This is a genomic window from Aquimonas sp., from assembly GCF_044377145.1.
Classification (GTDB): Bacteria; Pseudomonadota; Gammaproteobacteria; order Xanthomonadales; family Xanthomonadaceae; genus Aquimonas.
Genome location: NZ_JBILJQ010000003.1, coordinates 1 through 22974, shown reverse-complemented (window position 1 = coordinate 22974; position 22974 = coordinate 1). Strand labels below are relative to the sequence as shown.

The 22974-nt window shown below is 64.6% G+C and carries 16 protein-coding genes; 7 read left to right on the top strand and 9 right to left on the bottom strand.

The window, feature by feature from the left end; all coding sequences use genetic code 11:
* Positions 1 to 25 precede the first annotated feature (25 nt).
* On the top strand, positions 26 to 793 hold the full coding sequence (locus tag ACIQ7H_RS01895; protein ID WP_395787810.1) for a helix-turn-helix transcriptional regulator: 768 nt from the start codon (positions 26 to 28) through the stop codon (positions 791 to 793).
* 23 nt (positions 794 to 816) lie between these two features.
* Here ACIQ7H_RS01895 and ACIQ7H_RS01890 read toward each other — a convergent pair whose 3' ends face one another.
* A complete protein-coding gene (locus ACIQ7H_RS01890) occupies positions 817 to 2742 on the bottom strand; it encodes a CHASE2 domain-containing protein (RefSeq protein ID WP_395787808.1) in 1926 nt (641 codons plus the stop codon).
* Positions 2743 to 2796: 54 nt separating this feature from the next.
* Here ACIQ7H_RS01890 and ACIQ7H_RS01885 point away from each other — a divergent pair, with 54 nt between their 5' ends.
* Positions 2797 to 3690 carry a M50 family metallopeptidase gene (locus ACIQ7H_RS01885; protein WP_395787806.1) on the top strand — a complete coding sequence of 298 codons (894 nt, stop codon included), beginning with the start codon at positions 2797 to 2799 and terminating at the stop codon, positions 3688 to 3690.
* Between the two features lie 264 nt (positions 3691 to 3954).
* On the opposite strand, the gene ACIQ7H_RS01880 is transcribed toward ACIQ7H_RS01885, so the two are convergent.
* From ACIQ7H_RS01880 to pilG, 8 genes are all read right to left on the bottom strand, one after another.
* The gene (locus ACIQ7H_RS01880; RefSeq protein WP_395787804.1) at positions 3955 to 4422 is read right to left on the bottom strand and encodes a chemotaxis protein CheW; all 468 of its coding nucleotides are present in this window, start codon (positions 4420 to 4422) and stop codon (positions 3955 to 3957) included.
* Between the two features lie 25 nt (positions 4423 to 4447).
* Complete coding sequence (locus ACIQ7H_RS01875) at positions 4448 to 6985, bottom strand: chemotaxis protein CheB (RefSeq protein WP_395787802.1); 2538 nt, start codon at positions 6983 to 6985, stop codon at positions 4448 to 4450.
* On the bottom strand, positions 6969 to 14105 hold the full coding sequence (locus ACIQ7H_RS01870) for an Hpt domain-containing protein (RefSeq protein ID WP_395787800.1): 7137 nt from the start codon (positions 14103 to 14105) through the stop codon (positions 6969 to 6971). Before ACIQ7H_RS01870 ends, ACIQ7H_RS01875 begins: the two co-directional genes overlap by 17 nt.
* A gap of 12 nt (positions 14106 to 14117) precedes the next feature.
* Positions 14118 to 14990: a CheR family methyltransferase gene (locus ACIQ7H_RS01865; RefSeq protein ID WP_395787798.1), complete on the bottom strand. Its 873-nt coding sequence runs from the start codon at positions 14988 to 14990 to the stop codon at positions 14118 to 14120.
* A gap of 19 nt (positions 14991 to 15009) precedes the next feature.
* A complete protein-coding gene (locus tag ACIQ7H_RS01860) occupies positions 15010 to 17055 on the bottom strand; it encodes a methyl-accepting chemotaxis protein (protein ID WP_395787796.1) in 2046 nt (681 codons plus the stop codon).
* A gap of 164 nt (positions 17056 to 17219) precedes the next feature.
* Complete coding sequence (locus tag ACIQ7H_RS01855) at positions 17220 to 17771, bottom strand: chemotaxis protein CheW (protein ID WP_395787794.1); 552 nt, start codon at positions 17769 to 17771, stop codon at positions 17220 to 17222.
* On the bottom strand, positions 17768 to 18148 hold the full coding sequence (locus tag ACIQ7H_RS01850) for a PleD family two-component system response regulator (RefSeq protein WP_395787792.1): 381 nt from the start codon (positions 18146 to 18148) through the stop codon (positions 17768 to 17770). The genes ACIQ7H_RS01855 and ACIQ7H_RS01850 overlap by 4 nt, the downstream gene beginning before the upstream one ends.
* A gap of 43 nt (positions 18149 to 18191) precedes the next feature.
* A complete protein-coding gene (gene pilG, locus ACIQ7H_RS01845; RefSeq protein WP_395787790.1) occupies positions 18192 to 18590 on the bottom strand; it encodes a twitching motility response regulator PilG in 399 nt (132 codons plus the stop codon).
* A gap of 401 nt (positions 18591 to 18991) precedes the next feature.
* On the opposite strand from pilG, the gene gshB reads away from it, so the two are divergent.
* The 5 genes from gshB (at position 18992) to ACIQ7H_RS01820 (ending at position 22875) form a co-directional block, all read left to right on the top strand.
* Positions 18992 to 19939, top strand: coding sequence for a glutathione synthase (gshB, locus tag ACIQ7H_RS01840; protein ID WP_395787788.1), 948 nt, complete (start codon positions 18992 to 18994; stop codon positions 19937 to 19939).
* Positions 19936 to 20808, top strand: a complete 873-nt coding sequence (locus ACIQ7H_RS01835) for an energy transducer TonB (protein ID WP_395787786.1) — start codon at positions 19936 to 19938, stop codon at positions 20806 to 20808. Before gshB ends, ACIQ7H_RS01835 begins: the two co-directional genes overlap by 4 nt.
* Before the next feature lie 69 nt (positions 20809 to 20877).
* Positions 20878 to 21444: a YqgE/AlgH family protein gene (locus ACIQ7H_RS01830; RefSeq protein WP_395787784.1), complete on the top strand. Its 567-nt coding sequence runs from the start codon at positions 20878 to 20880 to the stop codon at positions 21442 to 21444.
* Positions 21441 to 21890: a Holliday junction resolvase RuvX gene (gene ruvX / locus ACIQ7H_RS01825; protein WP_395787782.1), complete on the top strand. Its 450-nt coding sequence runs from the start codon at positions 21441 to 21443 to the stop codon at positions 21888 to 21890. Before ACIQ7H_RS01830 ends, ruvX begins: the two co-directional genes overlap by 4 nt.
* A 16-nt stretch (positions 21891 to 21906) precedes the next feature.
* A complete protein-coding gene (locus tag ACIQ7H_RS01820) occupies positions 21907 to 22875 on the top strand; it encodes an aspartate carbamoyltransferase catalytic subunit (RefSeq protein WP_395787780.1) in 969 nt (322 codons plus the stop codon).
* Positions 22876 to 22974: the final 99 nt, after the last annotated feature.

Genomic DNA, 22974 nt, shown 5'->3' with positions numbered 1-22974 from the left:
TGATCCAACGTATCGGTCAAGCCGCTTGAGCCCATCCTCGGGTGTCCGGGTGTTGATCGACAGCCCTCGGCTGCGGGTGCGCCGCCAGGCCTGTCCTGCGGGCATTCATGCAGAGGCAAGCTGCGCACCTGTGGCGCTATACGCACACATGGAAGGGCTGGCGCAGGCGCAGTGGCTCGGCGCGCCAGAGCGCTCCTTCGCGCCGCGCATGGTGATCGCGGTGCGGCTCGGCGCGTTCCTGCGCTGGCGCAGCCCGAATGGCTTCAAGTTGCTGATCGTGGAGCTGCAGGAGCCGCCCGCCACGCTTGCCGGGTTGCTGGATACACCGCTACCGCGCTACCAGCCTGGCTTTGAACACTGGTGTCGGTTTGTGCTGGCGCAGGCCGCGGCGGGCAGCCTGCCTGAGTCGCTCAGCGGCTCGCTGCTGGATCTGCTCAATCACGCGTTCGCCCCCATCGACAGCGAGGCCCAGGCTCAACTGCACAGCTTGACCCGGTTCGTAGACTCACGACTGGCGTTCGACCTTGCAGTGGAAGACCTGTCTCTGCATCTGGACTGTTCGATGGCCCAATTGGTGCGACTGCTGCGCGATGAGGCCCAAACGACGCCGCTGGCGTTCATCATCGGGCGTCGCCTCGAACATGCACGCAGCCTGCTCGCGCACTCCAACCTGCCGCTGGTCGAGATCGCCCTGGCCTGCGGCTTCTCCTCGCAGTCGCACTTCGGCAACAGCTTCAAGAAGGCGTTCGACCTCACTCCCGCACAATACCGAGAGCTTGGGACCGGGGGCTGAGCCCCGCTCGCCCCGGCGATTCTTCATCGTTTGCTCGTGCTCGCGATTCCCGAGGGCGCTTCAGCGAGTTGCGTCCCCAGGCTATTCAGCGCTGCGCGCAGGCCGATGTCCGGGCTTTGTGCCAAGGGTCCTGCCGCCCAACGCAAGGTCACCGGCAAGGCTCGACCTTGCAGGCTCAGCGGCCAAGCGGTCACGTTGCGCATGCCCTCATGCAGTTCCGCCGTGGCATCGTCGTCAGGGCGGAGCAGCAGCCAGACTTTCGGCGAGATTCTGCACAGCAAGGGCGCGTCGCTGAAGCTGGCTGTCAGGCGCTGGGTCAATTCACGTGCGGCAAGCTCGGTGATTGCCTCCGGCTCGGGTTGCTCAGCGTCGTCCACCCGTTCCACGAGCGCCAACTGCAGCGCAGCAGCTTCGCCGCATTCACCAAGCAGGTGTTGCACAGCGGCCTCGATGCGTGGAACGTCGTCGACGACCTGATCGAGTCGTCGAAAAGCCAGCACCCGCAGCAGCCGATCGGGGCCGAGAGCGTCAACATGCAGCTCGGCATCACCGAACGGCAGATGCAGTACCACCGCGTCAGCGTCCGGCGGATTGCTGAGCTGCAGACGACCGAGCTGGTCGCTGAGCGAAAGCCGTCCAAAGGCACGATTCGCGAGCCTGACTTCACCCCTGCCATTGATGACGCACATCGGGTCGGGCAGCGAGTCGATCACCCTCTGCAGCAGCCCTGCCCGCTCGCGCTCGATCGCGCTGTCCTGCAGCCCGACGAGAGTGCGCCACACGAATGCCGCCAGGCACAGTGCCAGCGCCGGTACCCAGGGCAGCCACAACCCCTGTGCATGCCCGAGCAGTGCAAGCGCAACCGTGACCACGGCAAGCGCAAGCGCCAGCGAAGTCCAGCTGTAGGCTTGACGGCTGCGCAGCAGAACGCCGAGCGCGAGCGCCAGATACAGGCCCAACATCAGCCAGGTAGCAGTCTCGCTTGGCGCCGAGAAAGGCACGGCCTGCTGGCGTGCCAAGGCCAACAGACTGTCGACCTGATGTGCGGTGAACACCAGCGAGCTGTGCCACTGCGGCGAATCCAGCCAGCGCAGGCTGGTGGCTGCCATTACTGGCCGCAGCCTGACGGCCGAATCGGTCCCGACGACCAACAGACGGCCGCGCAGATCGGCGGGATCGACTTCGCCGTCCAACAGCTGCGACAGGCTGAAGGTGCGGTAGTCCGCCCGCCGTACATCCGGCAGCAGATGGCTCCACAGCGCGGAATCATCGAGCCCACTCAGGTATTCACCCAGCAGGCCCGACTGATGGGCGGGATAACGTGTGCCGCCCAGCAGCAGCGCGCCCTCAGGGTCCAGCGTCAAAGGCGCGCGCTGGGGTTCGCGTTCGCCAAGATAGGCGTTGACGCCCAGCAGGCCGAGATGCGGTGTCAGGCGGCCGTCGGGACCGCGCAGCGAAAGCCGAATGCGCCGGGTGGCATTGTCGCGGTCGGCGACCTGAGTCAGATGCCCGGCGCGACCGCTTTCCGCGAAAGCAGGCAGTGCGGGGATTTCGGGCTGCGCGGCGCCGGCAGGTGAGTGCCCAATGAACCAGCGCGGATGCTGACGTATCAGCGCATCGAGCGCTTGAGCGCCCTCTCCGATGTGCACCGGCCGCAGGCCTGCCCAGATCACCGCGGCCGGTTCGGCCTGAAACAGCCGGGTGAACACGTCCACGTAGCGTGCGTCGTCATAGGGCGGCGCCCCGAAACGAAGCATATCGTCCTCGTTGATGCCGATCAGAACGATCTCTTCGCTGGGGTCTTGATTCGCCAGCAGCGTGCTGAACAGATCGAATCCATACAGCGAGGCCCCCTGCAGACCGCCAAGCCCGCGCACCAGCATGACCAAGCCGAACAGGAGCGACCAGCCCAGAACAATACGGCGCAAGCGACGCGAGGAAACGGCCATGGCGACTCGACGGCAAGCAAGGGAGCAGTATGCCAATACGGAAACCCCGACGTATTGCAGGAAATCCGCGTGGCTGTCAGGTCTGGCGCGGGCGCTTGCGCGATTGCTGACTGCCGTTGCTGGTCAGATGCTTGCGCCGACTCGTTATTCTGCAGGGACCGCACCGAAACGAGAGGACGCATGCTCAACACCGACCCGCGAACGCACGCCGCATCGCTGCCAAAGTCAGCTGTCCTGGTGCCCCACTCCGCCGCGCCATGGATCGGGTTCGCCGCACTGCTCTCGCTCGCCTTGTTCGCCATCGACACCTGGTGGCCGCAGTTCGGGTGGATCGCGCGGCCGCTGGTCTGGTTGGGCACGCTGTTTCATGAGCTCGGCCACGGAATCGCTGCGATCGTGCTCGGGGGTGAGTTGGTTCAACTCGCTGTTTATCCGGATGGTTCGGGCGTTGCGATGCACCGCGGTGCTTACTCCCAGTTCGAGCGCGCGTTGATCGCGGCGGCCGGGCCCTTGGGTGCGCCCTTGGCGGGTCTGGCCTTTTTCCTGGCGCTTGGTCATCGATATGCAGCGCGCCTGCTTCTGGCCGCCCTGGCTGCCTTTCTGGTGCTGGCTTTGTTGTTGTGGGTGCGCAATTTGTTCGCGCTCGGCTTCGTCCTGGCGCTGGTGTTGGGCCTGGTGCTGGTGGCTTGGCGCGGCAACGATCGAGTGGTGCTGGCGTTGACAGCCTTCGTGGCGGTGGAGATGAGCCTTTCCGCGTTCACCCGCGTGGACTATCTGTTCAGCTCCGGCGCGCTGACCGGCGCAGGCTCCCTGCCCTCGGATACCCAGCAGATCGCTGACACGCTGGGTCTGCCCTATTGGTTCTGGGGTGGTTTGCTGGCGCTGCTGTCCGTGGTCACGGTGGCCGTGGGGCTTTGGATTTCCGGGCGCAAGTCCAGCAGCGGCTAGGCTGCTGTCAACGTCGATCTGCGAGCGGCCAAGCTGGCCCCATGGCGAGCAATTCGCTGGGCCGTTCAGCCCGACGCGCGGTCGAGCTTGAGTGCGGTGCTGGCGAAACCCCTGTTGGGAATGGCTTGGGCGCATCGGCCCCGAACCCGGTGCGGCGGGCGAGATCCGCGCGCAGCGTCGAATACGCCGGTTAGCGCGGCCCTTGGATCGACTTGCGGCGATCCGCGCTTTCGCGTTCGGACTGCCGCCACTCGATCGGTGTACTCAAGCGGCCAGCTGCAATTCCTCGACCAGACGGCGCTCGATATCGAGCAGGTCGGGGATGTAGGAGTACTCGTCGCGCAACAGCACGCGCATCAGCGCGCCGGGCGGAAGCTCGCCTTCGTCGGCGGGGATCAGCGCATCGGACGCCACCGTGGTCAAACGCGGAAAGCCCTGGGTGAGCAGGCAGAAGTATGGCAGTCGCGGGGTTTGGCCGAGTGCACGCAGCACCGCGACCTTTGCGCCCATTTCGCCCTCCTGGGTGGCGAAGCCCGCCAGTTTGGCGAACGAGATCAAAGGCAGCCGCCAGCCGCGCCAGCGCAGCCGACCGAGAATCCAAGCGGGAGCGCCGGGCACCGGCTCGGGCTCGGCGAAGGTGATGATCTCGGCGATGTTGGCGTTGGGCAGCAGCAGACGGCCGCCGGTGAGCGTCATGGTGACGCCGCGAATGTCCTTGCGTTCGATGTTCATTGCCTGTCCTGGATGGAACTCGGGTTCACGCGCTTACGCCCAAACGCCGAACGCAGTGTTCGGCAAGCTCTCGCGGGCTGCCGACGAATTCAACGACGCCGCGTGCGCGGGTGCCGTCCACCATCGAACTGACCACGCATGACTCGGGATCCTGCGCCCAGACTTCGCCACCGCGCTGGGTCAGATAGACCGCGCCTTCGACCGCATCGGCGGCCATGCCGCTGAACACGATCGCGGTGACATTGGCGCCGAAGCTGTCGGACAGATCGCGCAGTACGTCATCGATGCAGGGCCGGTAGCGAGACTGGGTTTCGAGGTCGCTCAGTTCGATCTGGCCGTCGATGGCGAGCTTGAAGCGGCGATCCGAGCTGACCACCAGGACCTCGCCGTCGCGGGCGTCGACACCGGCCATCGGTACACGCACCGGCAGTTTGCTGGTCTTCTGCAACTGCTGGGCGAGGCGCTCGAAGTAACCGTTCTCAAGGTGCTGGATAACGACGAATACGGCCGGGAACCCGGCCGGCAGGCTGCTCAGGAAACTGCGCAGCGCGTCCGGGCCGCCGATGGATGCGCACAGTGCGACCACACGGCTGACGCCGTGACCCAGCGCCGGCGCGGGTGTCGGTGGCAATGCGACCGCGAATCCTGTCGACTGCGCGGGCGCCGTGGTCTGGAACCCATCGGCTGCGGCCGCGGCTTCTTCGCCTGGGCCGGTCTGCTCCGAGGGCGGTGGCGGCACGTGGTCGCCGATGTCACGCAGCCAGGTGCCGTCGCGCATGGTTCCGACCGTGGAGATGTCGGACACGCCTGAGGGTGGCGCGGGTTCCTCCAGCGGTTCCAGGCTCAGGGTGAGGTGGCTGAAGTCAAACTGCTTCTCGGGCGCCGCGGGTTTGCTTGGCGCTGCCGTGTGCAGCCCGGGCGCGTCAAGCGGCTCCAGCGACAAGGAGCTGAAGCCCCCACTTGGCGCGGCCGATCTAGCTGCGGGCTCCGGCATGCGCGGAGGTGCAACGGGGACTGGCGGAACGACATGCGCCGGCTCCGGTTCCGCCGCATCCACCGGGCGGGTGAAGTCAAGTCCAGGCAGTTCGGGCTTGATCTCGGCCAGAGCATTGGCATCGAGTTCCGCGGCCAACCGCGCGATGGCCTCGTCGTCCGCGGTGGATTCGAGCCCGAGCGTGCCGCCAAGCGCGTAGTCGTCGTACTCGGTGGCGGGCGCGGTGAAGTCGAAGCCGCTGACCGTGCTCGCGGGCGAAGCCTCGCCTGCATCAATGTCTGCGGTTTCAGCATCCAGATCCAATTCACTGAGTTCGAGCGACTCCGAGCCGCTCCAGCGGCGGCCGATGTCGTCGTCGCCGTCGAACGAGTAGTCAGAGTTCTCGGCAGCGACGGGATCAAAACTGAGTGAATAATCGGTTGCAGCAGAGGGTTTCGCGGCGCGCTCCGAGGCAGGCGTGGAGATCGATGCAAGAGGCGGCGAATTTGCCTCGCTGGTCTCTGCGGCAGGCTCGGCGAGCTGCCAGTCGAAGTCGAGGGCATCGGACACGCTTTCGCGCTCGAGGTCTGCCCTCTCATCTGCCCCAGCCAAGCTCTGGGCCTGAGCCATCGTGCCAGATGGCATCGGTTCTGCAGCCGCGGTTGGCGCCGTGCTTGCGCGTGGAGCCTCAACGGCTACGAGTTCGACAAGACTGGTCGGGTTCTCGGGCGCGCGGGCCACGGCCGGCGAGCGCTCTCCTGACGCATTCGTCAGCGGCACCGGATCGAGGCCCATCGCCATCTGCAGCCGCGCCAGCAAATCCTCTGGCGTGAGTTGATCCAGCCCGCCCTCGAACACTGCGGTCAGGTCGACGTCATCCAGATCGTCTGCTTGCACCGTCTGCTCGGGCGAGTCCTCGACAATTTCGTCGGGTAGAGAGGGAGCCACCGGGCTGAAATCGAAATCCAGCGCGGCGAGGTTCTGCGCAGGCTCGGGGCTCGCGGCAGCAGGCGTGATGGCGACTGCGACCGGCCTTGGCTGCGAAGGCGGCGCCGGCGCGGTAGAAAGCTCAAGCCGTGGGCTGACGGGGACTTCGTTCAAGTGCTCGAAGACTTCCCCAGCAAAGGTGTCGAAGTCCAGATGATCCTGCTGTTGGGCCGGCGATACCGGGCGACCCGGCTCCGGCACCAGATCCAGCACCGGTAGGCGCTCGGCCCCGCTGGGTGCGGGCGGCAAGGTGTCGCGTACACCGAGGACCTTCGCCGCCAGATGACGCGCCCACCTCGCGAGGTCCCAACCGGTGAGCTGGCTGGAGACCTCGCCCTCGTTGAACACCACGCTGACAGATGGGTCTTCCAGCATCGTCTGGATGGCTTCGAGGTCGTCCTCAACCCCGGGCTCCAGATTGATCAAAACCACATCGGGATGTGCGGAGCGTCCGGTGAGGCGACCGCCCTCCCCCAGCGAGCCCTCAAAAACCAGCTCGGCGCCGAAGTTCAACAGCGCATGGCGCAATTGCTCGCGAGCAGAATCCGCTGGCCCCAGCAGGGCCACCGTGGTTGCCTGGCGCGGCTCAGCGACTGCGTTCACGACGATCCTGCAGAATTTCCTGGACGTTGCGCATCAAGTCGGCCTCCTGATACGGCTTGCCAAGGTAGCGATCAACGCCGATCTCGAACGCGCGCTGGCGGTGCTTCTCGCCGGTGCGCGAGGTGATCATGATGATCGGTACCGACTTCAGCCTCGGGTCGTTGCGCATGTGGGTGGCCAGCTCGTAGCCATCCATGCGCGGCATTTCGATGTCGAGCAACATCACGTCGGGGATGCGTTCGGCCAACTTCTCGATCGCATCGACACCGTCCTTGGCTGTCAGCACTTCGAAGTTGTGGCGTTCCAGCACGCGGCCGGTGACCTTGCGCATCGTGATGGAGTCGTCGACCACCATCACCAGTGGCACCACGCGCTGATCGGCAAGGCTTGGCGCTGGCGCGATCGGTTCGATCGCGGCCGCGCGCCGCACCAGCGGCGCGACGTCGAGGATTACCACAACCCGGCCGTCACCCATGATGGTGGCGCCGAAAATGCCCGGGATCGAGCTGACCTGTGGGCCAGTGGGCTTGACCACGATTTCGCGGCTACCCAGCACTGCATCGACGCAGATCGCAGCGCGCTGGTCGCCCGAGCGTGCCAGCAGCAAGGGCACCTGCAGGCTGTCCGCCGCGCGCGCGGCTGGATGACCCAAGAGCAGGCCCAGATCGTGAATCACGTAGTCCTCGCCGGCATAGCTGAAGCTCGGCGCGCCACTGGCAAGCTGGGCTTCGAGATCAGCGCGGTCGATACGCGAGACGCCCTGCACCGAGGTGATAGGCACCGCAAACGAGGTCTCACCCTGCTTGACGAACACGGCTTGAGTGACAGCGAGGGTGAACGGCAGGCGGATGATGAATTCCGACCCGCGGCCACGCTCGGACTCGATGTGCAGCGAACCGCCGAGCTGGCGGATTTCGCTGTAGACCACGTCCATGCCGACGCCGCGGCCGGAGATCTTGCTGACCGTAGCAGCGGTCGAGAATCCGCTTTCGAGGATGAAGCCGTACAGATCGCGATCGCCCAGCTGGGCATCGGCCTTCATCAGGCCGCGCTCGATCGCCTTGCGACGAATCGCCTCGCGGTCGAGGCCACGGCCGTCGTCGATCACCCGGATCAAGACTTCCGAGGCTTCACGAGCGACCACCACGCGGATCGTGCCTTCGGCTGGCTTGCCGGCGGCGATGCGCTGCTCGGGCGTTTCAAGGCCGTGCGCCAGCGCGTTGCGCAGCATGTGCTCAAGCGGAGCAGTCATGCGATCCAGGACGTTGCGGTCCATTTCGCCCTGCGCGCCTTCCACCTTGAGCTGAGCCTGTTTGCCCAACTCTCCGGCGGTCTGCCGCAGGATGCGGCGCAGGCGCGGCACCAGCGAATCGAACGGCACCATGCGCGTACGCATGAGGCCTTCCTGCAGATCGGAGCTGACCCGTGACTGCTGCAGCAGCAGGGTTTCGTACTGGCGAGTCAGGTCTTCAAGCGTGGTCTGCAGGTTGACGATGTCGGACGCGGACTCGGACAGCGCGCGCGAGAGCTGCTGCAGGGTCGAGAAGCGGTCGAGTTCGAGCGGATCGAACTGCGTATCGCCCTCATCCTGCTGACGCTGGTAGCGCGACAGGATCTGCGCTTCGGTCTCGATCTCCAGCTTGCGCAGCTGATCGCGCAGACGCGTGGTGGTCTGATCGAGTTCGCCGAGGTTGCCGCGGAAGGCGCCCAACTGCTGTTCCAGCCGCGCGCGGTAGATCGCGACCTCACCGGCGTAGTTGACCAGGCGGTCAAGCAGATCGGCACGAATGCGGATCTGTTCCTGCGGCGCGCGGACGACGTTTTCTTCCTCGTCGAGCGCAGTTTCGGTCGGAATAAACCGAATCGGTGCAGGCACCGTACGCGCTGGAACCGCTTCCGCTTCGGTGGGAACCGCAGCGACCTTAACTGCTTCAGGCGCAGCTTCATCGAGGCTTTCGACAAGCGGCAGTTGCTCGCCACGCAGCAGTGCTTCAACGCAGGCGAGCAGGTTTTCCGGCATTGCGATGGCGCGGCGTTCGCCGACGCGCGAGACCATCCCGTGCAGACGATCAAACGACCTCTCCAAAACTTCCATCCCGGCCTCGCCGAGATCGCGACCGCCTGCGGCGACGGTTTCCAGCAGCGACTCGATTGCATGGGCCAAGTCGCCGATCGGCAACAGGCCGGCCATGCGCGCGCCGCCCTTCAGCGTGTGCAGGTCGCGCTGCAGGCCGACCACAGATTCAGGATCACCGGCGGTTTCGCGCAGTCGCTGCAGCAGGCTGTCGGAGTGGTCGAGAATATCGACGCCCTCCTCGAGAAACACATCCAACAGGTCGACATCGACGTCGGTCACGTCCAGCGGACCGTCGGGCTCGGGGTCCGCCGCAATCGCCAGCCGCACCTTTCCACTCGGAGCGCTTGTATCCGGTGCTTCGACGGGCGCGAAGTCGAGCGCCACGGCGGCGGCGCTGAGCATCGCCTCGACTGCCGGTTCCGCAGGCTCCGTGCGCTCGTTGAGCTCGACCAGTTCGGCCTCGAAGGCCTCCGCTTCCGCTGCGCTGATCGAAAGTTCTTGCTCGGCATCGGATGCGGCAAGATCCTGAACTTCAGCGGCTGCGCTGTCTGATGCTTCGGTCAAGGCGGTGGCGGGAAGCTCCTCGGTTTCGACGGATGCTTCGGTACCCGTTTCCGCGTGATCGGCTGACTCGCTGGCTTCTACCGCGGGTTCCGCAACCACGAAGCTCGCCATCGCTTCGGCCAGCGTGCTCGTATCGAGTTCGTCGAACTCAAGGACGTCGAGACTCTCAACAGCAGGCGCGACGGCGGATGGAGTCTGCAGCTCGCTGACGGGCTGTTGGTTCAATTCGCCCAGCGCTTCCGCCAGCTCGCCGAAATCGGCCACTTCGAGTGAGGCACTGTTCTCAAGTTCGACCTCGTCGAACTCAAGAGCTTCGGCGCCGGTGGAATCCTGCGGAGCCTCGTTCTTCGCGTTGTCAATCGGCTCGAAGGCGATTGCCGCCGGCGACCGTGCTTCGATGTCCAGATCCGCGACCTCAACCGGAGCTTCTGAAGACACGGGCGACTCAATCTCAAGCGGCGGCGACTCCAGCGCGGGCTCGGAGTAGGACAGCGATTCGATCAGCTGCGCGTCCATCGCCAAGGCCGGATCTTCGAAGTCCGTCGCGATAAAGGTCTCTTCGGCCAGAGTATCGGCTGCCGCCGGTGTTGCGGGTGCATCGAGCTGCGGCCGTGTGTCCAGCTTGGACTCACCTGCAACCTCGGCCTCGAACGCAGCCAGCCAGGCATCGGCGGATTCGGCTTCGCCAATCTCGTCCAGAGTCAGGCCGGAATCGACCGCGGGGGACAGGGAGGTACCTTCCGTATCGGACCAGTACGGCGACGGGCTGCCGGGCTCGGTTTCAATGATTTCGATGTCGGCCGACTGGGCACGCGCTTCGGGATCAAACGGTTCGCCGGAGATGAACTCCGAAGCGAAGCTGAGCTCGCCGGAATCGGACATCCCGGCCAGCTCGGCGTCCATGACCGGCGCCTCGTCCTTGGCCTGCAGCGGTTCAACAGCACTCTCGGCAGGCGAGAGCACGGAGGCTGTGTCGAGTGCCAAGGCGAAACTATCCGCCGACACGGCCGCCAGCACCTCACTGTGAGCGTCTTCGCGCTCGCTCGACAGCACCGGTGCGGTCGGCTCGGGCAGTTCATCACGCAGCGCCGAGATGCGGGCCGCCAGTTGCGCATGACGGGCCGGACGCGGCATCGGCTGGTCGAGTTCGATCATCAGCGAACGCATGGCCTGCGCAGCTTCATCAATGACATCGAAACCCTGCATCGACGGCGCCTCCGACATCGCCAGCAAGCGCTTGATGTAGCCCTCCAGGGGCCAAGCGATCTCGGTGCCAACGTCGACTTCGGTCATAGCGAAGGCGCCATTGATGGTGTGCACGGCGCGCAGCAACGATTCCTGCACCGGCAGAGGCTGATCCGCGCCGCGCTGCAGGTAGGCCTCAACTGTATCGAGGTGTCCGGCCACTTCGGCCTTGAGGATCTCGAACAGATCCGGCTCGATCAGCACCAGGTCAGTCTGCTCGGTCGATTCATGCTCAAGCCCGATCGCACCGTCACCGAAGTTGGCTTCCGTCAGCTCGATCGGCTCAAGCTCGAAGCTGTTGTCCGAGGTCGCGGTCGCGGTCGATTCGGCTGCATTCTGGGACGCTGTATCGATCGCGCTGCTGGATAGCTCTTCAAGCTGCCACTCGCCGAACTCAGCCGCAAACACGTCTTCATCTGAGCTTGGCGCCTCAGTGGCCGGGCGCACAGCGCGATCTTGCTCGGAATTGGCAGCATCGAGATCGGCCAGTTCGATGCCGGCCGGATCAGATTCGCCTGGTTCAAAGCCCAGCGGTTCAAGCGCCGGCGCCGTCGGCTCTGGCTCGACTGCGGGAACGGCATGCGCGGCGAGCATCGCAGCCAGCGCCGAGGACTGGGCGTCGGACAGGGTGATGTCCTCGACCTCGGTTTCTTCGATCTCAGGCGTCGACACCGACTCGGCCACTTCGACGGTTTCAATCACTTCCATCGGCAGTGCGAGATCAGGCTCACTCAGCTGCAGCTCGGCGGCTGCCTGTGCAGTGGGCGGCGTGTAGGCGACGACCTGCCCGGCGGCCAGTGCATCGGCGACCGCCTGGATGCCCTGCAGATCGGCATAGTGGCCGGCTTCGCCACGCAGTGCAGCGAGGAGCTGGGGCAGCACATCACGCGCATGTTCAACGAGGGCAATGACTTCGGGTCGCGCTGGGATGGTGTGATCGAGAACACGATTCAGCATGTTCTCGACCTTCCAGGCGAACTCGCCCAGAACCAGAGCACCGACCAGCCTGCCGCTGCCCTTGAGCGTGTGGAACACACGCCGGATCGGCTTCATGCTTTCGACGTCATCCGGCTTGGTGCGCCAGATCGGCAGCAGTTGGCGGAGGTTGTCGATTTCTTCCTGCACTTCCTCGACGAACACTTCGCGGATTTCTTCGTCGATATCCTCCGCCCCGATCTGGAAGCCAGACAGCTCCGCGCCCGACTTGACGGGTTCGGGGGCAGGCGGACGAGTCGCGACCGTTTCGGTGGGCTTGAAACCGGCCAGCTCGTGCACTTCGCGCGGCGGCTGCAGCGCTTCGGTGGCGGCCTCACCGACGATAAGGTCGCTGACATCCGCTCCGGGAGCAATCTCGACGGCGCCAAGACTGGCCAGATCGTCAACAACGCGGGGCTGCGGAATCTCGGCATCCAGCACCACCGTCTCGGCATCAGAGGATGCGGAGATCAGCGGTTCTTCAATCGACAAAGACGCCACCGGCTCAGCCGCGGGCGCTGTCGGTATGTCGGAGTCGACCGATGCCAGCGCGTGCTCCGGGATCGGCCAATAGCCAAGCGCGACCAGACGTTCGCGCGCGACGTCAAGGATCTTGCTGCGATCGCTACGCTGTTCGCGAAGCGCTTCGATGAAGTATTCGAGGCTGGCGAGCGCATCGGCGAGCGTGTCCATCTGCTCGCCATTCGGCACACGCCGATGCTGCACAAGTTCAACCGCGGTGAATTGGGCAACGCCTTGCAGCAGCTCGGCTGCCGGGGTGATGTCCAGAATGCGCATCGCGCCCGATACCTCATCCAGCAGGCGCTGTACGTCCTGAAGCTGGGCGTGATCCCAGTTCGACTCGACGAAGGCGACGAAGCACTGCTTGGCCTGGGCGAAGTTGGACTGGGCCTCCTTTACGACAGCCTCAAGCACGCGCCGGGCTTCAGCACGCGGCAAGGTTTCCGTGCCGCTGCTGGACGGTTGGGCGCTCGCACCGATTTGCTGGACCTGATCGTCGAGCGTTGCCTCGACGTAGAGCAGCGCACCCGCGATATCCAGCAGAGTCGACTCATCGGCGGCGCGTTGGCCCTGCACGACCAGCGCAACCACATCGCGCTGCTCCATGACAACCCGACGCGGAACGCCGAGTCCGAGCATGCCCAAGGTATCGCCTACGCGGTCCAGCACATCGACCTGACCGGACAACTCCCCTGGCTGCGCGTCCTGCTTGCGCAGGTACAGATCGAGGGCGTCCTTGACGCGCAGCAGATCCTCACGGATCGCCGCGGCGACGGTGTCGATCAGGGCGCGGTTGTGACCGCTGATGCTGCGACGAGCGTCTTCGAACTCCTCAGCCGTCGGCACGAACATATCGAGCTGGAACACGCTGCGAACTTCGGCCAATCGATCACTGTTCGAGCGACCATGCGCGACGAAATACAGCAGGTTGCGCGTCAACTCGCGGGGTGGATCGACCCGGAAACCGTTCTCGCCAGCGTCAGCGAGGTGCTTCACCTCGCGCTCTACCCGGCCAACCGTCTGCTTCAACTGCTGGCTGGCCTCGATCTCGCCGCTACGCACGCCAAACAGGACGGAGCCGCCGACCCAGAACAGCCGGCGCCCTTCTTCTTGAGTGACGACCGAAACCAGGCGATCGCAAACCTCGATCATGCGCGCGAGATTGATCTCAGGCTCAACCCCCTTGAACCAGCGCAGCAGCGCGATCTGAAACTGGCTGCGCGCGACTGCGGCAAGCTGGCGAAGTTCAAGCTCGGGCAGCGGAGCGATCGGGCCGGCGACCGACGCCGGCAGAGCTTGAGACAAGTCGGGCGCGAACAACGCGCTCTCCGACAGGCTTTTCTCGCCGCGGGCACCGCGCAGATCATTCAACAACGGCAACAGAACAATGGGAATGTCCTTGAGGCCGGTCTGCAAGCGCTCCAGATAGTCAGGCAGCTGAACGATACCGCGCATCAATACCGCATAGGCTTCATCGAGCGCTGCGACCTGGCGGTTCTGCAGAGCGATGGCAAGCTGCTCCATCTCCTCCGTCACCATGGCGGCGCCGTAGAGTTCAACCATCCGCAGCGTTCCCTGCACCTGATGCAGATAGGTGGCGCAGAAGCGCATCTGGGATGCGTCGTCCGGGTCCTCGACGAAGGCCTCAAGCGCAAGCCGTGCCTGCTTGAGGGTTTCGTCAAGCTCACCCTTGACCCAGGTGAGAGTGGTGAAATCGATGTCGTCTTGCAGCCTCATGCCGGGCTCTCGTTACGAATTGCGCAGGAACGCCAGTGTTTGGCGGCCACTGGTGCGGGTGAGCTGCGGATGGGTCCAAGCTGTGATTTCGCCGGCACCGAGTACCAGCAATCCATTGGGCCGCAGAAGGCGGGCAAGCCCGTCCAGTAGCTCGCCGCGGCGATCGCGGGCGAAATAAATCAGGACGTTCTGGCAATAAATAAGGTCAAGTTGACGCAGTGGTGCGCGAGTGGCGTGAAGCAGGTTGACGCAGGCAAATCCAATTCGACGACGCAGGCGGTCGACGACACGCAGGTTTCCCGTTGAATCGAGTTCCACCGCACGCCCACGGTAGGGCTCAGGTATCTCTTCTAAACGATGCGCTGCATAAGCGCCAGCGCGTGCTACTGAAAGAGCGGGCTGACTCACATCTGTCGCGGTGATGCCGAACCTGCGCGGTGGCTCGGCGCGCCCAAGGCCCTCGTCAAGAACCATCGCGAGGGTGTAAGCCTCCTCGCCCGTCGAACAGCCGACCGAGAGTGCATGCAGTGACTGGTCCGCGGGCGCCTTGGCCAACCAGCCGGGCAACCATTGGTCCTGAATCAGAGCAAGCGACGGCAGATGCCGAAAGAATCGGGTCTCGTGAACAGTCAGATGGTCGACCAGCGAGGCCCATTCCATTTGCCCGCGCGCGCCGTTCAACAGCTCGTTGTAGTAAACCCCGAAATCACTGAAACCGGCTTCGCGCATTCGCCGGCGCAGCCCCGTAACCAGAAACGGCTTGCGCTCCAGCGGAACGGTAACCCCGGTCCGCGATTCAAGCAGTCGCACCCAACGCTGGAACGCCAAGTCATCCATCTGACCGGGTTCCAGTTCGCCAATGAGCTGGCTGAGCGCCGTTGCCATGATCTTGAGATGCGGTCCGTCAGCCCGGCAGCTTGAAGTCGGCGACCGAGCGACGCAGGTCGGCGGCAAGCTGGGCGAGATTTCCGATCGACTCAGCCGTCTGGCTGGCGCCCATCGAGGTCTGGGTCGTGATCTCCTGAATAACGTTCATGGTCGCCGAGATGTTGGTTGCCGCAGCGGACTGCTGACGGGCGGCCTCGGAGATGTTCTGAATCAGGTCAGCAAGATCATTCGAGACCTTTTCGATTTCGCCCAGGGCCAAGCCGGCGTCTTCGGCCAAGCGTGCACCGGCCACCACCTCGGCGGTGGTCTGCTCCATCGAGCTCACCGCTTCGTTGGTATCGGACTGAATCGTCTGCACCAGCGTTTCAATTCGCTTGGTCGCATTCGCTGAACGTTCCGCGAGGCGCTGGACTTCGTCGGCAACCACCGCGAACCCGCGGCCCGCTTCACCCGCTGAAGCCGCCTGAATAGCGGCGTTCAACGCCAGGATGTTGGTCTGCTCGGCAATGTCGTTAATCAGTTCGACGATCGAGCCGATTTCCTGTGAGGACTCACCCAGACGCTTGATTCGCTTGGAGGTTTCCTGAATCTGGTCGCGGATCGAGTCCATGCCTTGAATCGTCTGGCGCACGACTTCGGCGCCCTTGGCGGCGATCTGCACCGAGCGCTGCGCCACGTCGGCGGATTCAGCGGAGTTCTTCGAGACCTCGTCGATCGAGACGGCGATTTCGTTGATCGCCGCCGATGCCGAGGTGATCTGCTGCGCCTGGTGTTCCGCAGCTTCCGCAAGATGCATCGCGGTGGCCTGGGTTTCCTGGGCGGCGGCGGCCACCTGTACGGCGGTCTCATTAATCGTGGTTACCAGAGATCGCAGCGCTTCAACGGCGAAATTGATCGAGTCCGCGATTGCGCCGGTGATGTCTTCGGTCACGGTTGCGCGGACGGTGAGGTCGCCTTCCGCCAGAGAGCCCATCTCGTCCAGCAGGCGCAGAATGGCCTCCTGGTTACGCTGGTTCAATTCCTGAGTGACCGAGAACCGGCGCGACTGATCGCGGTAGATGGTCAACAGCAGGCCCATCAGGCCGACAACCGCCAAAGCCGCAGAGATGATGCCGATCAGCAGACTGGGGAACGTACGCTCGCCCGCCATGTCGCCCAGTTTGCCGGCGAGGCTACGCGCGTTGTCGAGCAGGGCTTCGGAGTCGATGAAGATACTGTCAGCTGCTTCGCGTGCTTCGAACAGATCGGTCGCGGCGCCCAGGATGAACTCCACGTCCTGACGCACAGCTTCGAATGCCTCACTCACACGCGCCAAGCCCGACCGGCCGGCGGGTGTTTCGATTCGGCGAATGCCCTGCTCGGCGCTGCCGACGTCAAGCCCGCTCAGTACGTTTCCGAACAGCGCGTAGTCGCGCGAGAAGCGGTCAGCCGCCGAGGAAGCGGCGGCACCGCCCTGCAGAATCTGAGTGACATAGCGGAGCATTCGATCGGCGAGCACCAGCTGTCGGGTGGCGATGAACACCTGGGCGCTGGGCACGTTGGCTTCCGACATCGCCCGGACGACCTCGTCCATCTGCCCTTGAAGCTGGGGCACGCTGGCCGAGAAGGCGCTGGCGGCATCGGCCAAGTTAACGATCAGCTCCTGGCGGTCGAGAATTCGACCGGCGTTGTCGTTGACGTTAGCCCAGGTGGTTTCCAGCTCGGCGAGTTCGGTCGCGACGCTGACCCCACCCAGGGGCTCCTTGAAGGACGGAAGCCCCGACTCCGGGTCGCCGTTGGCAAGTCGGGTCAGATTCTGCTGAATAGCTGCGCGAGTCGACTTCAGCTGGTCGAAAGACTCCAGACCGCCGATGGCCGCTTCCTGCGCAAACTTCGCGATCTGCTGCGACTGCACCTGAATACTGGCGACGATGTCGCGAGCCTCCGCTTCCTGCTGCGCGTAGCGGGCAGAAATGTAGAAGTTCACGCCCAACAGCAGGATCGAGACCGTGAGGATCAGGATCCAGAAGTTCAATGCGCCGCGTCGTTCTTTACCGCCGACTGCGCCCATGCTCGTGCTCATATCGTCCTCGCCCCGGAAAACTCAACCTGAAAGCGCGTCCCGCGCCGCCTAGGCAACCGCTCAGGCCGGATGATCCGACCCGAAGCTCTGCTTCTACGGTCCAACTCAGACCGCTTCAGCAACGACCATGCGTCCATGCATGGCCCTACATTTCGTTCGATGTACTAAGCGACGGCAGCCTGCCTGAACTCACCGGTACGTACGAGCCGCGCCATATCAAAAACCCGCCAGACGGTGTCACCAAGCTGGTAGGCGTCGGTGACAAATGCCCGGTAGCGCCCCTCTGGAGATTCCTCGGGAAACACCCGCTGGCTATCGACAAACTGGCGTTGCCCAAACAGCTCGTCGATCAGGATGGCCACATTACCGCCGGGTTGCTTGATCACCAGCGCGCGCGTTGTTTCGTGCACAACCGTGCGCTCACCGTCGAGAAACTGCTTAAGATCAACCACTGGCAAAAGCGTGCCGCGCACGTTGGAAATACCGAGCAACCACCCTTGCGCGCCGGGCACAGCCGTCGGCGGCGGCAGGGTCAGTAGTTCGGCGATGTCGGCAATGGCGGTGACCATATTCCAGCGCCCCAGGCGGTAGCCGAGTCCGCGCCACAATCCCGGCGCATCGATCTGCTCGGGCAGGCCAGCCACATGCGACAGGCTGCGCGCTTCGTAATCGGCAAGCACCGCAAACGGATCGATGGGTGCGGCGAAGTTTGTCATTGCGGGCCCGCGCCTCCGGACACGAGGGAATTGATCCTGCGCAGCAGGTCAGCCTCGACCGGCGGCTTCACAACGTAGTCTTTGGCGCCCTGCCGAAGCCCCCACACCCGATCAGTCTCCATCCCCTTGGTGCTGACGATGATGATCGGGATGTGCTGGGTCGCGGGCGCTCGTGAGAGTGCGCGGGTGGCCTGGAAGCCGTTCATGCCCGGCAGGATCACGTCCATCAAGATGAGGTCCGGGCGATCGCGCTCAGCCGCTGTGAGGCCGTCCTCGGCGGAACCGGCGCTGATCACCTGATGGCCATTGCGCTCCAGCATCAGGCTGAACATGCGCGTGTCGGTCGGAGAATCATCGATGATCAGAATACGAGCCATATCGCGGGACGCCCCCCCCTATGAGGCGTGGTCGAAAGCAGGTTCAGCGCGTGACGTGACGCCGGATGGCGGAGAGCAGTTCGTCGCGGGTGAATGGTTTGGTGAGGTATTCCTCGGAGCCGACGATCCGACCCTTGGCCTTGTCGAACAGGCCGTCCTTCGACGACAACATGATCACCGGCGTGCCTTTGAAAACCTGGTTGTTCTTGATCAAGGCGCAGGTCTGGTAGCCGTCCAGCCGCGGCATCATGATGTCAACGAAGATGATCTGGGGGTGGTGGTCGGCGATCTTCGACAGCGCTTCGAATCCGTCCGTCGCGGTGACCACATCGCAGCCTTCCTTCTTCAGCAGGGTTTCGGCGGTCCGGCGGATGGTCTTCGAGTCATCGATCACCATCACCTTCATGCCTTCCAGGCTGACCGCGCCTTGGTTCTGTTCCATTCGCAATCCCCACATGGGCGCGGCGACTTCCGGCCGCGCAATCCGTTAGCTATATCCCAGCCGTTGCTGGAACTGTCAAGCAAAGCGTGTTCCATGTTCAGTGCAAGCGCCCCCCGACGCGGCTACGACTGCCATCCGGACAACCCGGCTGACCGACTTTCGACCTCACTTGAACTCGACCGTCACGTCGACCGACGAGCCTGAACGCGCTGCTAGTATAGCCAGCCCTAGGGGTGTCGCACGCGGCCGCACTGCAGCAGCCTGCATTTGTGCAGATACGCGCTGCGGCCCACAGAATCACGCGTTGAAGCGCCACCGCAAAGTGACCCTTCGCGTCAAAATCCCACCGCCGCTGACACATCCAGCAACGGCAGAGCAGGCCCTGACGAGTGCACAAGCCGATGAACATCGATATCGCCGTGGTGATGGATCCGATCGGCGCCATCAAGATCAAGAAAGACTCCAGCTTTGCCATGCTGCTGGAGGCGCAGCGGCGCGGCCATCGCCTGCACTACGCCACCTCCGGCGCGCTGGCGATCGACGGCAGCATCGCGATGGCACGGCTGGCCGCGCTCACCGTGCGGGACGACCCACAAGGCTGGTACGAACTTGACGAACCGGTCTGGCGCCCGCTGTCGGAAATGCAGGCGGTGCTGATGCGGCGGGATCCGCCGTTCGATAGCCAGTACCTGTACGACACCCAGGTGCTGACCTTGGCCCAGCAACAGGGCTGTCTGGTCGTCAACGACCCGCAGGGCCTGCGCGACATGAACGAAAAACTGTTCGCCCTGCACTTCCCGCAGTGCTGTCCACCCAGCCGGGTCTCCCGCGACCCTGCGCGGTTGCGCGAGTTCATCGCCACCGAGCGCGACTGCGTGCTGAAGCCGCTTGATGGCATGGGCGGCCGTTCGATCTTTCGCGCGCGTGCCGACGATGACAATCTGAAGGTGATCCTCGAAACGCTGACCGCCGGCGGACAACAGCTCGCCCTGGTGCAACGCTACCTGCCGGAAATCCGTCAGGGCGACAAGCGCATCCTGTTGGTGGATGGCGAACCCGTGCCCTACGCGCTTGCGCGCATTCCGGCGGCGGACGATTTTCGCGGCAATCTGGCCGTGGGTGGACGCGGCGAAGGCCGGCCGTTGACCGAACGTGACCGCTGGATCGCCGCCGAGGTCGGGCCCGAGCTCAAACGCCGCGGCATGCTGTTCGTCGGGCTCGACGTGATCGGCGACTTCCTCACCGAGATCAACGTCACCAGCCCCACCTGCATCCGCGAGCTGGACGCCCAGTTCGGCCTCAACATTGCGGGAATGCTGTTCGACGCCATCGAGGCCCGACTGGCGTGAGCAATGCAGCAGTTGAGCCGACGGTCGTCTCCGAAGGCGACCGGCTCGGCGCCACCCTGGTGTTCTCTCTGATCGCCCACGGCGTCCTCGCGCTGGGTGTTGGTTTTGCGGTCGAGAACCCGGCGCCGCTGCGACCGACTCTGGATGTCATCCTGACGGAAACCCGCAGCACGACCGCGCCCGAGAAGGCCGATTTCCTTGCCCAGTCGAACCAGCAGGGCGGTGGCGATTCGGAAAAGCCCGAGCGCCCGGCGGAGCAGGTGTCCTCACCCGTCCCCAAGCTGACACCCGGACTGGCGCCAGCGCCGATCAGTGCTGCCGCTCCAGCGCCCGAGCGAGTGCGGGAACTGGCCGCAGTGACCACCACCAATGCCGATCAGCAGATCGCCGTCAGGGACCGTCAACCGACGCCCGATACCCAACTCCCAACCGCGCAGCATCTGGTCGAGCAGAGCATCGAGATGGCGCGCCTCGCCGCCGAAATCGATCGCGACAGCCAGACCTATGCGAAGCGACCGCGGCGCAAGTTCATTTCGGCCAACACGGCCGAATATGAGTTCGCCTCCTACATGCGCGCCTGGGTCGCGCGGGTCGAGCGCATCGGCAACCTGAATTACCCCGACGAAGCGCGCACCCGCAACCTGCAGGGCCAGCTGCTGATGACCGTCGCGGTGCGGCGGGATGGCTCGGTCGAACGTATCGACATCATTCGCTCCAGCGGCTACCCGATCCTCGATGAGGCCGCGCTGCGCATCGTCCGCCTGGGCGAGCCCTACCCTCCGCTGCCCGACAACAGTGAGAAGGTCGAGATCCTGCACATCACCCGGACTTGGGAATTCCTGCCGGGCAATGTGCTGCGCAATCGCTGAGCGGTGACGCCCGCGCCGGTCCTCCCCGCGGACGGCGCCGGCCCCGGTCGGCCTGATAGAATCCGCCACATGTCCGAACCCAGCTCACTGAGCAATCAACTGCTGATCGCCCTGCCCCAGCTGGACGACCCCAACTTCGCGCGCAGCGTCACTCTGATCTGTCGGCACGATGAGGAAGGCGCGATGGGCGTGACCATCAATCGCGCTTCCGACTACCACCTGGCCGAGGTTCTGGCCCAGTTGGGGATGGAGGATCGCTCGCGCAGCCTTGGCAGTCGCGAAGTCCTGCTGGGCGGGCCAGTGCACCCTGAGCGTGGCTTCGTGCTGCATGAAGACGATGGCCGCGATTGGGATTCGACCTATCGCGTTTCGGCCACGCTGAAACTCACCACCTCACGCGACATTCTGGCTTCGATGGCCAGCGGTGAAGGCCCCGGGCGCGCCCTGCTTGCGCTGGGCTGCGCCGGCTGGTCAGCAGGGCAGCTTGAAGAAGAGCTCGCTGCCAACGCCTGGTTGACCGTGCCGGCCAACGACTCGATCCTGTTCGACGTGCCGCTGGAACAGCGCTGGACGCGCGCCGCGCATTTGCTGGGCGTCGACCTGCGGCTGCTCACCGATTACGCGGGGCGCGCTTGAGCGAGGCTGCCGCGCCGGCGCCGGTGTGCGTAGTGGGCTTCGATGTCGGCGCCCGCCGCACCGGAGTCGCCGTCGGCAACACGATATCCGCTACCGCTCGTGCAATCGCCGTAGTGCAGACCCAGGCCAGCGGCCAACCCGACTGGAACGGCTTTGATCGCCTCGTGCGCGAGTGGGGCCCGCAGCTGCTGATCGTCGGTGAGCCGCTCACACTGGACGGCGAAGAACAGGCCGCCACTCGACGCGCCCGAGAGTTCGCACGCACGCTGGCGCAGCGCTACCAGCTGCCGGTGAGTCTGGTGGACGAGCGCTCCTCCTCCAAAGAAGCCGACCGCCGCTTCGCCGAGGCGCGCCGCAACGGCAGCGCCCGTCGCTCCCAGGCCGAGCTTCTGGACGCCATGGCCGCGCAGATCATCGTCGAGCGCTGGCTGGGCCACTCATTCTGATTGCTGGTACATCCACATGCCGAGCCTGCAGCACCACCCCGACGGCCGACTGCGTCATCTGATCACCCTCGATGGCCTTGAACGCCAGGAGATCGAATCACTGCTGGAACGCGCCCAGCAGCTTCGCGCCGTCGCCCTTGATGGCCGAAGCGCGTTGGATGCGTTGCGCGGGCGAACCATCGTCAATCTTTTCTTCGAGCCTTCCACCCGCACCCGCAGCTCGTTCCAGCTGGCAGCGCGGCGGCTGGGCGCCGAGGTGCTGAACTTCGACGTGGCACATTCGTCATCGCGCAAAGGCGAAAGCCTGCTCGACACCTTCCGCAACCTGCAAGCCATGGGCAGCGATCTGTTCGTGGTTCGAGTCGCAGAATCCGGCGTTCTCGATTCGCTGGCCGCCGCTGCCAACCCCGGCGTCAGCGTGGTGAATGCCGGCGACGGCCGCAGCGCGCATCCGACCCAGGGCCTGCTCGACATGTTGACGATTCGCCAGCACAAGGGCGCAGACTTCAGCGCCCTCACCGTGCTGCTGGTCGGCGACATCCTGCACTCGCGGGTCGCCCGCTCCGATCTGCCTGCCCTGCGTACGCTGGGTGTGGGCCAGATCCGCGTCTGCGCGCCGGCAACACTGCTGCCGACTGATCACACTCTGGACGGCTGCACCCAGATCGACGACTTCGACGCTGCTCTGGAGGGCGTCGACGTGGTGATGATGCTGCGCCTGCAGCGCGAGCGCATGGAAGAAGGCCTGATCAGTTCGCTGGAGGACTACCACCGCAACTACGGCCTGAGCCCGGAGCGACTGCGGCGGGCGAAGCCCGATGCAATCGTCACTCACCCGGGGCCGATGAACCGCGGCGTCGAAATCGACGATGCCGTCGCCGACGGCCCGCAGTCGGTGATCCTGCAGCAGGTGTCCAACGGCGTGGCGGTGCGGATGGCGGTGATGGAGCGCTTGCTTTATAGAGCCGGCGCCAATTATCCGTGAACTTCAAGCGCCGCCAGCGGTCAAGGTTTCGGTCTTGGATCGGAGGTGTGGCAAATGGAAGCAGTTGACGGTCGGAGCTTGAGTCGAGACGCGCTGCAC